General features: G+C 72.7%; 11 protein-coding genes. 7 read left to right on the plus strand and 4 right to left on the minus strand.

Annotated features, from left to right (window positions below; all coding sequences use genetic code 11):
- Positions 1–21: 21 nt before the first annotated feature.
- Both AAH979_RS29175 and AAH979_RS29180 read right to left on the minus strand, forming a co-directional pair.
- The gene (locus AAH979_RS29175; protein WP_346261333.1) at positions 22–855 is read right to left on the minus strand and encodes a manganese catalase family protein; all 834 of its coding nucleotides are present in this window, start codon (positions 853–855) and stop codon (positions 22–24) included.
- Positions 856–940: 85 nt separating this feature from the next.
- A complete protein-coding gene (locus AAH979_RS29180) occupies positions 941–1,720 on the minus strand; it encodes a HAMP domain-containing sensor histidine kinase (protein ID WP_346261334.1) in 780 nt (259 codons plus the stop codon).
- Positions 1,721–1,864: 144 nt separating this feature from the next.
- On the opposite strand from AAH979_RS29180, the gene AAH979_RS29185 reads away from it, so the two are divergent.
- The 5 genes from AAH979_RS29185 to AAH979_RS29205 all read left to right on the plus strand — a co-directional run bounded on the left by AAH979_RS29185 (position 1,865) and on the right by AAH979_RS29205 (position 7,090).
- Positions 1,865–2,509 (plus strand): response regulator transcription factor, encoded by a 645-nt coding sequence (locus tag AAH979_RS29185; protein ID WP_346261335.1) that lies wholly within the window; start codon positions 1,865–1,867, stop codon positions 2,507–2,509.
- A 490-nt stretch (positions 2,510–2,999) separates the two neighbouring features.
- The gene (locus AAH979_RS29190; RefSeq protein WP_346261336.1) at positions 3,000–3,773 is read left to right on the plus strand and encodes a hypothetical protein; all 774 of its coding nucleotides are present in this window, start codon (positions 3,000–3,002) and stop codon (positions 3,771–3,773) included.
- Positions 3,774–4,229: 456 nt separating this feature from the next.
- On the plus strand, positions 4,230–4,985 hold the full coding sequence (locus AAH979_RS29195; RefSeq protein WP_346261337.1) for an SDR family oxidoreductase: 756 nt from the start codon (positions 4,230–4,232) through the stop codon (positions 4,983–4,985).
- Between the two features lie 146 nt (positions 4,986–5,131).
- Positions 5,132–6,028 carry an RNA polymerase sigma-70 factor gene (locus AAH979_RS29200; RefSeq protein ID WP_346261338.1) on the plus strand — a complete coding sequence of 299 codons (897 nt, stop codon included), beginning with the start codon at positions 5,132–5,134 and terminating at the stop codon, positions 6,026–6,028.
- 240 nt (positions 6,029–6,268) lie between these two features.
- Positions 6,269–7,090, plus strand: a complete 822-nt coding sequence (locus AAH979_RS29205; protein WP_346261339.1) for an alpha/beta hydrolase — start codon at positions 6,269–6,271, stop codon at positions 7,088–7,090.
- 64 nt (positions 7,091–7,154) lie between these two features.
- Here the strand turns inward: AAH979_RS29205 and AAH979_RS29210 are convergent, their stop codons facing one another.
- The gene (locus AAH979_RS29210) at positions 7,155–7,988 is read right to left on the minus strand and encodes a helix-turn-helix transcriptional regulator (protein WP_346261340.1); all 834 of its coding nucleotides are present in this window, start codon (positions 7,986–7,988) and stop codon (positions 7,155–7,157) included.
- A gap of 267 nt (positions 7,989–8,255) precedes the next feature.
- On the opposite strand from AAH979_RS29210, the gene AAH979_RS29215 reads away from it, so the two are divergent.
- Complete coding sequence (locus tag AAH979_RS29215) at positions 8,256–9,683, plus strand: aldehyde dehydrogenase family protein (protein WP_346261341.1); 1,428 nt, start codon at positions 8,256–8,258, stop codon at positions 9,681–9,683.
- A 38-nt stretch (positions 9,684–9,721) separates the two neighbouring features.
- Here AAH979_RS29215 and AAH979_RS29220 read toward each other — a convergent pair whose 3' ends face one another.
- Positions 9,722–10,837, minus strand: a complete 1,116-nt coding sequence (locus AAH979_RS29220) for an FAD-dependent oxidoreductase (RefSeq protein ID WP_346261342.1) — start codon at positions 10,835–10,837, stop codon at positions 9,722–9,724.
- Positions 10,838–11,080: 243 nt separating this feature from the next.
- Here AAH979_RS29220 and AAH979_RS29225 point away from each other — a divergent pair, with 243 nt between their 5' ends.
- On the plus strand, positions 11,081–12,340 hold the full coding sequence (locus AAH979_RS29225) for an endonuclease/exonuclease/phosphatase family protein (protein ID WP_346261343.1): 1,260 nt from the start codon (positions 11,081–11,083) through the stop codon (positions 12,338–12,340).
- Positions 12,341–12,343: the final 3 nt, after the last annotated feature.

The raw sequence follows: 12,343 nt of genomic DNA on the forward strand, positions 1-12,343 counted from the left end.
GGGCGGCGGCGCGCCCGCCCGTCAGGTGCCGGACGGTGGCGTGCTGTGCAGGCGCGGGTCGCCCGGAGGAAGTACCGGCGCCTCCGCGTGCGCGGCCGGGCTCGCCTGGTAGCTGAACTGCCCCTTACCGTCGGGGCTCGGGCCGGCGGCCCACCGTCCCGCGGCCGCCTCCTCCCCGGCGGAGAAGTTGAGGTACTGGTAGGCGAACTGGTTCTCCTGCTCGGCATCGGGGAACGCCTCCGGGACCGGCATCTCCTCAAGGCCGTCGTCCTTGAGCTGCTCGATCGCGGCGAGCCACATGTTCTGGTGCATCGTGTCGCGGGCCAGCAGGAACCGCAGCATCTGCTTGACGCCCGGATCGTCGGTCATGTGGAACAACCGGGCGACCTGAAGCCGGCCCTGCGCCTCGGCGGTGACGTTGAGATGGAAGTCGGCGAGCAGGTTACCGCTGGCGGTGATGAAGGCTCCGTTCCACGGCACGCCGTTGCTGTCCACCGGCAACGGACCACCGCCGGAATGGATGAAGTGCGCTGGATTCGACCCCGAGTAGATCGCGGTCAGCATCGGGTTGTCCTCGGCGGCTGCCTCCTGCAAGGACAGCGGAGCGCTGTCCAGCAGGCGGGCGATCATCGTGCAGATCATCTCGACGTGCCCCATCTCCTCGGTGCCGACGTCGAGCAGCAGATCCTTGTACTTGCCGGGCAGCCGGCAACTCCAGCCCTGGAAGAGGTACTGGTTGGCGACCGTCATCTCCCCCCACTTGCCGCCGAGCACCTCCTGCAGGCGCCGGGCGAAGGCGGCGTCGGGCGCATCGGGCTTGGCCTCGAACTGCAGGTCCTTGACGTGGCTGAACACGGTGTGTCCTCCTGAGAGAAGTGGCAGACCGTGCCCGGGTACCCGTCGCGGTGGCCCGGTGGGGTCAACCGGCGGCCCCGAAGGGTCAGCGGGCGCCGGCACCTCCGGCACCGGAGCGGCAGCCCCGCGCGGGCAGACTCACCCGTACCGCGATTCCCTGCGCGGCGCGGCACACCGCGATCGTGCCGCCCTCGGCGGCGACCAGGTGTCGCACGATCCACAGCCCCAGTCCGGAGATCCCGGGCGGCGGCGCGGCCCGGCGCAGCGCGGCCCGCAGGGGACGGCAGGACCGGCCCTCGTCGGCGACGACCAGCACCAGGAATCCCGCCCGCACCGAGGCGGACACCCGGACGCGGCCCTCGGCGGGGCCGTGCCGCAGCGCGTTGTCCACCAGGTTCAGCAGGATCTGACGGACCCGGTGGGCGGGTACCAGCCGGCCACCGGCGCCATGGGAGAGCCGGACCGTCAACCGGTGCGGCGCCGCGGCCGGGACCGCGATCGGCAGGACCTGGCTCAGCGGGACCAGCCGGTCGACCGGCTCCGCCAGGCTCTGCGTCGTCGACACCGCCTGCCGCCACAGGTCGGCCAGGTGTGCCGCCTGTTCCCGCGCCAGCGTGGCCATGCCACGTCGTTCATCGGGGCTAAGTGCTCCCGACTCCTCGGCGAGGGCCCGGGTCAGCGAGCGCAGCGACTCGATCGGTGACCGCAGTTCGTGACAGAACATCCGCAGCAGCAGCGCGTGACCGCCCGGTGCGGGTGGCCGGGAAACCTCCGGCGTTCCGCCTCCCGGGCTGGCCGATTCCCATTCCTGTTCCCGTTCCTGGCCGCTGGTCCGGCCTTCGGTCAGCAACGACAGGCGACCCATGATCGCCCTGCCGAGGTTGCGGAACAACGGCCGGCCGGGGGTGCCGCCCCGAGGTCGCCGGGGCCGCCGAGCCCGGATACCGGCGCGATGAGCGGTCTCCGGCTGGACGGGCATGATCGGGCGCAGAGCGGGAAACGCCGCCGCGTGTCCGAATCCGCGACCCTCCGGCTGGTACTGGTCGATGACCATCCTCTTTTCGTCCGTGGCCTCGAACTCCTGCTTCCGGCCAGTACCCAGGGACGGGCGCGGGTCGTCGGATCGACCGGTGACGCCTCCGCCGCCGCCGCGACGGTCCGCCGCTGCGTACCCGACCTGGCCCTGGTCGACCTGCACATGCCGCGACCGGGCGGGATCCGGGCCATCGCCGCCATCCGCCGAACCACACCACGGGTACGGATCGTCGCGATCTCCGGGCTCGACGAGATCGACCTCATGGTGCAGGCCCTGCGCGCCGGCGCGGAGGGCTACCTGCCGAAGAGCAGCGAGCCCGAGGAACTGCTGCCGCCGCTACTGGCGATCCTGGACGGGTGGGCAGTGCTACCTGCCGGCCTGCTCACAGCCCTGCTCCGCCCGGCGTACAACGGCCTGCCGGCGACGGCCGCCCTCGACGACGAGGAACGCCGTCTCCTGCAGCTTATTGCGAAGGGATGTCGCACGGTGGAAATCGCTGAAGAGCTGAACTTCTCCGAGCGCACGGTGAAGCGGCTGACGGCATCGTTGCTGCGCAAGCTGCGCGTGTCGAACCGGACCGAGGCCGCCGCCGTGGCCGGCAACGCGGGCCTGCTGTGAGCCGTCTCCGGTGCCAGCCGCGCCGGGCGGGGGCGGCTCTCCGAAGCGCCGAGCGCCCCGCAGGGCGAGCGTGGCGCCGTCGAGGGCGACCGGATGCCCTCGCGATCGACGTCTCCAGCGCCCTGGCCGTCTGCGGGTGACCTGCCGCCGGACGATCGAGTTCGACGACCGGCCGCCGGGTCCTCGCCCAGCGCGTCGCGGTGATCCTGCTCGACGAGCCGACCGCCGCCCTCGACCTGGGTCACCAGGAGTTGGTTGGTGCTCGGGTTGGCCGGGCTTGTGCCCGGGCAGGCCAGCGGAACCGTCTGGACCCGCTGAACGAGGTCGGTGTGCGGCGGTGGCTGCCGTGGGTTGACCGGGTGGTGCACTCTGGGGCCTGCCGGGTGACGGACGGCAATGACTTCGGTGCGCTCCGCGTCCGGGTGTGTTCGTCGGCGGCACCATCCTAGGAAGAGGGCCATCCGTGAGACGAACGAGGATATGCGCCGCCGTGGTAGCCGTGGCGGTGCTGACCTGGCCCGGCGTCGCAGCCGCGGCCGCGCCGCCGGCCAACGACGACTTCGACGACGCGACCACGGTGAGCGGGCTACCGTTCACCGACGTGGTGCCCGGCGCGGACGCGACGACGGCGACGGACGACCCGACGGCGTGCGACGGCGCCATCTCCACCGTCTGGTACCGGTTCACCCCGACCCGTACCGGCAGTTACGTGGCGACCGGCACGGCGGAGCCGTACGGCGCCTACCTGTCCATCTTCACCGGCACCCGGGGCGCCCTGACACCGGTCGTGTGCAGCTCCGGCACCACCGTCTGGCCCGCCGAGGCCGGTACCACGTACTACCTCATGGTCAGTGCCTTCCAGTGGTCGCCCCCGGGTGACTTCGTGTTCACACTGGACGGTCCGTCGGCGATCGACGTCACGCTCGACCCGCAGGGGCGGGTCGACCCGCGTACCGGCGTCGCGCAAGTCTCCGGCACCGTGACGTGCCGGGTCACCGGGTGGACCATGATCCGCGGCGTGCTGCGCCAGCGGGTCGGGCGCTTGATCATCTCTGGTGGCTTCGCATCGGAGGTGCCGGTCTGCGACGGGACGCCGAGGCGCTGGGCGGCCGACGTCACGGGGGAGAACGGCATTTTCGCGGGGGGCCGGGCCACCGCACGGGTGGACGCGGAGGGTTGCCCCGATGCCCTGTCGTGCTTCAGCGACGTCGCGGAAGGCACCCTCCGGCTGTCACCTCGGCGGGCCGCCGGCCCGGGACGGTGACGGGGGCGGCGGCGTTACGCTATCGCACGGCGTCGATGCCGACCGATCCGCGACCGTAGGCATCGATCCGGCCCCACCGCCCGACGGCGATCGGGCACGCTCCCATGGTCGCCTTCGCCAGCGATGGGGGCATCACCCGCGCCGGGTGCTGGACGTCGGCACGGCCACCGGAACGTGGTAGTGACGCTCCCCACGCCACGGCCCCTGCCGCACGGGCTGGCGCCCCGGCGACCGGCGCTGCCGAGGACCGGATATGCCGGCACGAACAGGCCGATCGGGGTCGCTACCGGGGCAGCGGGATGTGGCACATGGTCCACGGATGTGTCGAGGCTCTCCGCCGGGGGAGACAGAAACCGGTGGCGGCCAGCCGGCCGCTGTCACAGATCACCGCCCTGCCTGGTCGTTGTGGGCGACAGGGCGCCGTCCGGCGCCACGGAAGACAACCAGAGGACCAAGATGAAGATCGTCGTTATCGGCGGCAGCGGACTCATCGGCAGCAAGGTCGTGGAGCTGCTCGCCGCGCAGGGCCACCAGGTGGTGGCGGCGTCTCCGAAGACCGGGGTGAACGCGGTCACCGGCGAAGGGCTGGCCGAGGCGCTCGACGGCGCCGAGGTCGTGGTGGACGTGTCGAACTCGCCGTCCTTCGACCCGGACGCCGCGCGGGAGTTCTTCGAGAACTCCGCCCGCAACCTGTTCCCGGCCGAGGCGGCCGCCGGGGTGGGCCACCACGTGGCGCTCTCGGTCGTGGGCGCGGACCGGATGCCGAACATCGGGTACATGGGGGCGAAGGTGGCGCAGGAGCGGCTGATCGCGGCGTCGCCGATCCCGTACTCGATCGTGCGCGCCACGCAGTTCTTCGAGTTCCTCGACGCCATCGCCGCCACCGGGACCGACGGCGACACCGTACGCCTCGGACCGGTGCTCTTCCAGCCGATGGCCGCCGACGACGTGGCGGCCACCGTGGCGGACGTCGCGCTCGGTGCCCCGGTCGGCGGCATCGTCGAGGTGGCCGGCCCCGAGCGGTCCCGCCTCGACGAGGTGATCCGGTCGGTGCTGCGCGCGGAGCAGGACCCCCGGAAGGTGGTGACCGACCCCGCCGCCGGGTACTTCGGCGCCGTGGTGCCCGACGACGCGCTGGTCCCCCTCGGTGAGGCCCGTACCGGTCGCATCCGGCTGTCGGACGTGCGCCCGGTGGACGGGGGCGGGCGGTAGTCGCCGAGGCGCCTCGTCGTTGTCTGCTCGACCTGCGGCCGGCCCGTGGCGCCGGCCGGAGGTCGGGCCCGCCACCGGACCCGGATCGTCGGTCGGGCTCGGGCCGGACTTTGCCATCTGCCCCCGGACCTGTGGACGATGGCGTCGTGCAGCCTGCGACCGACGGACAAACCGGCCAGACCGACGACGTGGTCGACTTCGAGGCGATCCGGGGACGACTGTTCGGGATCGCCTACCGGATGCTCGGCAGTGTCGGCGACGCCGAGGACGTCGTGCAGGATGCCTGGCTCCGCTGGCAGCGGACGGACCGGCGGAACGTCCGGAACCCGGCGGCGTTCCTCAGCACCACGACGACCCGGTTGGCGATCAACGCGGTGACGGCGGCCCGGGCGCGCCGGGAGACGTACGTGGGGCAGTGGCTGCCGGAGCCGGTGGACACCGCCGCCGATCCGGCACTCGGTGCGGAGCGGGCGGAGGGGCTGGAGTTGGGGGTCCTGCTGCTGCTGGAGAAGCTCGCCCCGGCGGAGCGGGCGGCGTACGTGCTGCGGGAAGCCTTCGACTACGCCCACCGGCAGGTCGCCGAGGTACTGGGGACCACCGAGGCGAATGCCCGGCAACTGCTGAGCAGGGCCCGCCGGCACCTGGCCTCGGCCCGGTCGGCACCGGTTGGCCGGGCCGAGCACCGGCGGCTGGTCGAAGCTTTCGTGGCGGCGGCCCGGGGCGGGGACCTGGCCGGGTTGGAGCGGCTGCTCGCCGACGACGTGGTCGCCAGTTCCGACGGCGGAGGACGGGTGCACGCCTCGCGGAGGGATCTGCACGGCGCGGCCCGGGTGACGACCCTGCTGGACAACGTGCTGCGGAAGTACTGGCGCGACTCGGTGATCCGGCTCGTCCGGGCCAACGGCGCGGAGAGTCTGCTGGTGGCGGCCGCCGACGGGACCCCGGAGGCCCTGCTCGCCCTGGAGGCCACCGAACGGGGGATCGAGCGCCTCTTCATCGTGGTGAACCCGGACAAGCTGCAACAGTTCGCCGGCCGGGTCTGACCGCCCGCCCTGCCGGCCTGCGCTGCGAAGTGCCGGACCGCCCGGGGCGTTGATGCCCGCCCGGCAGCTCGTGGTCACGGTCGCGGTACGGCTGGATTCCGTCAAATCGCCCTGCGGCCCACCCGGCCTGTGTCTAAATCGGGTACGTCGGCGCATCACCGCCGGCCTTCCGGCGGTGATTCCGACCGGCCGGTCGGGCAGGCCAGGGCAGGCAGCGATCATGACGCACGGGGGGTAGTGATGGGCTTTGTCACCGCGATGGACGGCACGGAGATCTACTACAAGGACTGGGGTTCCGGTCCGGTCGTGGCCTTCTCACACGGCTGGCCGCTGAGCGCGGACGCCTGGGACGGCCAGTTGCTGTTCCTGGCGCAGCAGGGCTTCCGGGTCGTCGCGCACGACCGCCGGGGGCACGGCAGGTCCGGTCAGGCCTCGGCCCGCAACGACATGGACGGGTACGCCGACGACCTCGCCGCGGTGCTGGATTCGCTGGACCTGACCGACGTCACGCTTGTCGGTCACTCGACCGGCGGCGGTGAGGTGGCCCGCTACATCGGCCGGTACGGCACCGGCCGGGTGAGCAAGGCGGTGCTCATCTCCGCCGTACCGCCGCTCATGGTGCAGACCCCGGACAATCCCGAGGGGCTGCCGATCGACGTCTTCGACGGGCTGCGCGCCAAGCTCTTCGCCGACCGGTCGCAGTTCTACCAGGATCTGGCCCAGATGTTCTACGGCGCGAACCGGCCCGGGGCGACGGTCTCCAAGGGCACCCTCGACCAGTTCTGGCTCTGGAGCATGCAGGCCGGGATGAAGAACGCGTACGAGAGCATCAAGGCGTTCTCCGAGACCGACTTCCGGGACGACCTCGCCAAGTTCGACGTCCCGACGCTGGTGATGCACGGCGAGGACGACCAGATCGTCCCGGTGAAGGACTCGGCCCGGAAGACCGCCCAGTTGATCGCGAACGCCCAGGAGATCTACTACCCGGGCGCGCCGCACGGGTTGACCGCCACCCTCCAGGACCAGGTCAACAAGGACCTGCTCGCCTTCCTGAAGAGCTGACCGGCGCAGGTTCCACGCGTTCGCCGCCGGCCGCCGCCCGGGGTGCACCGACCCGCTGGGTGCCTCAGAACTCCTGGCCGGCGACGACCGAGAGGAGTCGCAACTTCTCGGCGCTCTCGGTGCCGGGGGTGGCGGTGAAGACCAGCAGCGACTGGGACTGGTCCGGGTCGAGCAGGACCTGGCAGTGCAGTTCGAGCAGCCCGAGCCGAGGGTGCCGGATCCGCTTCGGGGCGCAGTACGGGCCGGTGACCGGGTGTTCCTGCCACAGTTCGGCGAACTCCGGGCTCCGGGCGAGGAGCACGTCGACGATCTCACCGGCCCGGGAGTCCCGCCCGGCCCGGGTGTACGCCCGGTGCAGGTCGGCGGTGAGCAGCCGGCTGTGCCCGGGATGGTCCTCCTCGGGGTGGACGCGCCGGGTGTCCGGGTCGGTGAACCAGCGGTAGTGCAGGCTGCGGGCCAGCCCGGTGTGCCGGGTCTCGTCGCCGAGCAGGGCGGTGGCGAGCCGGGTCTGCCGCAACGTCTCGCCGAGGTCGCTGACGACCTGGGCGGCGGCGTCCCCGAGCCCGTCGAAGATGCGCATCATGCCCGGGTTGATGTGGTCGGCGCGCCGTACCCGGCGCGGCGTCGGATATCCGCCCAGCCGGAACAGGTGGTCCCGTTCCTCCAGGGAGAGCCGCAGGCCGCGGGCGATCGCGGCGAGCATCTGCTCGGAGGGGCGCGGGCCGCGCTGCTGCTCGATCCGGCTGTAGTAGTCGGTCGACATGTCGCTGAGCGCGGCGACCTCCTCGCGGCGCAGCCCGCCGGTACGCCGCCGCTGCCCCCGGGGCAGCCCGACGTCCTCCGGTTGCAGCGCCTCGCGCCGACTCCGGAGGAACTCGGCGAGCCGGTCCCGGTCCATGGCGTCTCCTCCTCTTCCGGCCGGTCCGGTCGGTTGTCGACCCGTTCGCGAACACCCGTCGACCCTGTTCGCGAGCACCGGCACCGAGGACCGCTCGCGAACACCCGCCGGTCCGCGACCGACACGACTTCGGCAACAATCTCGGGACCGCCGGGAATTCCGGGTGGTGCCGATCGTCGCACCGGGGCGAGCGGCCAACCAGGTGACGGGTGTCCACGGATCGGCTGTACCTGGTTACGCCCGCCCGACCGGCCAAGACTCGGATCCATGACTGGACCAACACAGACCGCGACCGGCCACTGGATCAACGGCGGGTGGCACCCGGCCGGATCGCCGGCAACCATCAGCGTGGTGAACCCGGCGAACGGCGAAATCGTCGCCGAGGTACCCGCCGGTACCGCCGCCGACCTGGACCGGGCGGTTGCCGCCGCCCGGGCCGCCTTCCCCGGCTGGGCCGCCACCGCGCCCGCCGAGCGGGCCGCCGTCGTACGGCGGATCGGCGCGGGCCTGCGGACCCGTGCCGAGGAGATCGCCACCGCGATCACCGCCGAGATGGGCTCACCGATCGGCATGTCCCGGACTGCCCAGGTGGGCTTCCCGGTCGCCGTCGCGGAGTCCTTCGCCACCCTGGCCGCCGACGTCGCCTGGACCGAGGAGGTCGGGAACTCGCTGGTGGTACGCGAGCCGATCGGCGTGGTCGGCGCGATCACCCCGTGGAACTTCCCGCTGCAGCAGATCGTGTCGAAGCTGGCACCGGCCCTGGTCGCCGGGAACACGATGGTGTTCAAGCCCTCCGAGATCGCGCCGCTGACCGCGCGGATCCTCGCCGAGGTGACCGCCGAGGCGGGCCTGCCGGCCGGGGTCTTCAACGTCGTCTACGGCACCGGACCGGTCGTCGGGGAGGCGATCTCCGCCCACCCGGACATCGACATGATCTCGTTCACCGGCTCCACCCGGGCCGGCCGGCGGATCTCCGCCGTCGCCGCCGGAACCGTCAAGCGGGTCGCGCTGGAACTCGGCGGCAAGGGCGCGAACGTGATCCTCGACGACGCCGACCTGCCCGCGGCGGTACGGACCGGGGTGACGATGGCGTTCGCCAACGGCGGCCAGGTCTGCGGCGCCTGGCCCCGGATGCTGGTGCCGGCATCGCGGCAGGACGAGGTCGTCGCGCTGGCGGTCGCCGCCGCCCGGGAGTACGTCGTGGGCGAGCCGACCGACGAGGCGACCCGGATCGGCCCGATGGCCTCCGAGGCGCACCGGGAGAAGGTGCACGGCTACATCGAGCGGGGCATCGCCGACGGCGCGACGCTGGTCTTCGGCGGTCCCGGCCGGCCGGAGGGGCTGGAGAAGGGGGCCTACCTCCGACCGACGATCTTCGCCGACGTCGACCCGCAGTCGGTGATCGCCCAGGAGGAGATCTTCGGCCCGGTCCTGACGATCATCCCGTACGCGGACGAGGACGAGGCCGTCGCGATCGCCAACGGCACCATGTACGGCCTCACCAGCGGGGTCTTCGGCGAGCCCGAGCACGCCCTCGCGGTGGCCCGGCGGCTGCGCGCCGGCCAGGTCGACGTCAACGGCGGCCACTGGAACCCGCTCGCCCCGTTCGGCGGCTACAAGCAGTCCGGGAACGGCCGCGAGTTCGGCCGGGCGGGCCTGGAGGAGTTTCTGGAGATCAAGGCCATCCAGCGCTGAACGGCGCGCCGACCGGGACCGGTGCGCGGACCGGCGGCTCAGCTCCGGTACCGGTCGAACCGGAACGGTGCCAGTTCGGCGCTGCGGTCCTCGCCGAGTACCTCGGCCGCGACCAGGTCACCGGCGTGCACGCTCAGGGTCGCGCCGCTGTGCGAGACGGCGAAGTGGAAGTTGGGCAGCTCGGCGGCCCGGCCCAGCACGGGTAGGCCGTCGCCGGGGATGGGCCGCTCGCCGACGCGTACGCCGCGCACGGTCGCGGCCCGGATCCCCGGGTAGAGCGCGACCGCCGCCTCGACCACCCGGTCGACCGCCGACTGGTCCACCCGGTAGCCGCCGCCGGCCGCCGGGTGGGCCGCACCGTCGATCTCGGGGCTGTGCAGCAGCAGCCGTCCGTCCCCGTCCGGGCGCAGGTGCACACGCGGGGCGTGCACGACCCGGGACACCGCGACGGTGACCGGCGAGGTGTAGACGAGTACGCCCCGGGTGTTGCGCATCGGCAGCACCAGCCCGGCGAGTGCGGCGACCTGGGCGGCCTGCGGTCCCGCGCAGTTCACCACGGCGGCCACGGGGAGCCGCCGCCCCGAGGCGAGCCGGACCGCGCGTACCTCGGCGGCGGTGACCTCCAGGCCGGTGACCGCGTCGTCGCGGACGACCTCGGCACCGCCGGAGACCGCGGTCGCCAGCAGGTATCCGATCAGCCCGGCCGGGTCGATCCAGCCCTCGCGCGGGAAGTAGGCGACGCCGTCCGGTGGCAACTCGGCCGGGGCCATCTCCGGTTCGAGGCGAAGCACGTCGGCGCGGTCGAGCCACCGTGCCTCGTACCCGTAGTCGAGCACGCCCGCGACCTTCGCGCGCAGCCCCGCGCGTGCGGCCTCGCCCTCGGCCCACTCCAGGTTGCCGCCCTCGTGGTACCAGTCGCCCTGGGGCGCCTCGGCGGCCAGCCGGCGGTGCGCCGCCATACTCGCGACACTGAGATCGTGGTAGGCCCGGGGCTGCTTGCCGCAGGAGTTGGTCCAGGAGAACGTCGCGCCGGAGGTGCCGCCGGCCGGTGCTCCGGCGTCGACGACAGTGACCCGGGCGCCCCGCCGGGTCAGCCCGGCGGCGACCGCCGCGCCGTAAACTCCGGCCCCGATGACGACCACGTGGGTGAGCATGCTGATCGTGCCCCTTTCCGACGGATTCGCTTCCGGTACGGCTGGACGGTGCGGGGGTACCCGACCTCGACATCGATCCTCGCGCAGGAGCCGGCCGGCCCGAGTGCCACATTCGACGACCCGGATGCCACATTCGACAACGCGGACCCGGGCGGGACGTCTGATATTCACGTCCTCGCCACCGGACGGTCGGTGCCCGGCGATAGACACGCGGACGGACATCAACAACCCTGTGGAGGAAGCATGTCCCTGAGTTCCAGCCGATCCGGCCGGCTGGCGGTCCGCGCCGGCCTGCTCGCCGTCGCGGTCACCGTCGCCGGCCTGCCCGCCGTCGCGTCGCCGGCCGTGGCGCACGGCGGCGCGGTGCGGTTCGCCACCTTCAACGCATCCCTCAACCGGGGCGCCGAGGGGGCGCTGCGGTCCGACCTCTCCACCCCCGGCAACGCCCAGGCCCGGACGATCGCCGAGATCGTGCAGCGTACCCGGCCGGACGTGTTGCTGATCAACGAGTTCGACGTCGACCCGGTGGCCGCCCGGCTGTTCCAGCAGAACTACCTGTCGGTCGGCCAGAACGGTGCCCGCCCGGTCGGATATCCGTACCGGTTCATCGCGCCGAGCAACACCGGCATCGCCTCCGGGTTCGACCTGAACAACGACGGCGTGGTGGCCGACGAGCCGGGCGCGGCCGGGTACGGCGACGACGCACTCGGGTTCGGCGCCTTCCCCGGGCAGTACGGCATGGTGGTCTACTCCCGCTACCCGATCGACGTCCGGCAGGCCCGTACCTTCCAGACGTTCCGCTGGAAGGACATGCCCGGCGCGCTGCTGCCCGACGACCCGGCCACCGCCGCACCGGCCGACTGGTACTCGCCGCAGGAGTTGGCGGCGGTTCGACTCTCCTCGAAGAGTCACTGGGACCTGCCGGTCCAGCTCGGACGCCGTACGGTGCACTTCCTGGTCAGCCACCCCACGCCGCCGGTCTTCGACGGTGCGGAGGACCGCAACGGGCGGCGCAACTTCGACGAGATCCGGTTCTGGGCCGACTACGTGCGGCCGGGCGGCGGCCGCTACATCTACGACGACCGGGGCCGGCGCGGCGGGCTGCGGCCCGGCGCGGAGTTCGTGATCGCCGGGGACCTGAACTCCGACCCCTACGACGGGGACAGCATTCCCGGCGCGGCGCAGCAACTGCTGGACCACCGGGCGATCGACGACCGGTTCGTGCCGTCGAGCGCGGGCGCGGCCGAGGCCGGCGCCGTGCAGGGCGGTGCCAACACCGCGCACCGCAGCGACCCGGTGCACGACACGGCCGACTTCGCCGACGTGCCGGGGCCGGGCAACCTGCGCGCCGACTACGTACTGCCGTCGCGGGGGCTGGACGTGCGCGGCGGGGGCGTGTTCTGGCCGACGGCGGGCGATCCACTGTCGCGGCTGACCGGGACGTTCCCGTTCCCCAGCTCCGACCACCGGCTGGTCTGGCTGGACCTGCGCCTCCGGCGGTGACCG

Origin of the sequence: Plantactinospora sp. ZYX-F-223, from assembly GCF_039649625.1 — a bacterium.
Taxonomy (GTDB): Bacteria; Actinomycetota; Actinomycetes; order Mycobacteriales; family Micromonosporaceae; genus Plantactinospora.

Excerpts from the sequence above, each read along its gene's own strand:
- AAH979_RS29180 (WP_346261334.1), bottom strand. The coding sequence starts at position 1,720 with ATGGGTCGCCTGTCGTTGCTGACCGAAGGCCGGACCAGCGGCCAGGAA.
- AAH979_RS29195 (WP_346261337.1), top strand. The coding sequence starts at position 4,230 with ATGAAGATCGTCGTTATCGGCGGCAGCGGACTCATCGGCAGCAAGGTC.
- AAH979_RS29205 (WP_346261339.1), top strand. The coding sequence starts at position 6,269 with ATGGGCTTTGTCACCGCGATGGACGGCACGGAGATCTACTACAAGGAC.
- AAH979_RS29210 (WP_346261340.1), bottom strand. The coding sequence starts at position 7,988 with ATGGACCGGGACCGGCTCGCCGAGTTCCTCCGGAGTCGGCGCGAGGCG.
- AAH979_RS29215 (WP_346261341.1), top strand. The coding sequence starts at position 8,256 with ATGACTGGACCAACACAGACCGCGACCGGCCACTGGATCAACGGCGGG.
- AAH979_RS29220 (WP_346261342.1), bottom strand. The coding sequence starts at position 10,837 with ATGCTCACCCACGTGGTCGTCATCGGGGCCGGAGTTTACGGCGCGGCG.
- AAH979_RS29225 (WP_346261343.1), top strand. The coding sequence starts at position 11,081 with ATGTCCCTGAGTTCCAGCCGATCCGGCCGGCTGGCGGTCCGCGCCGGC.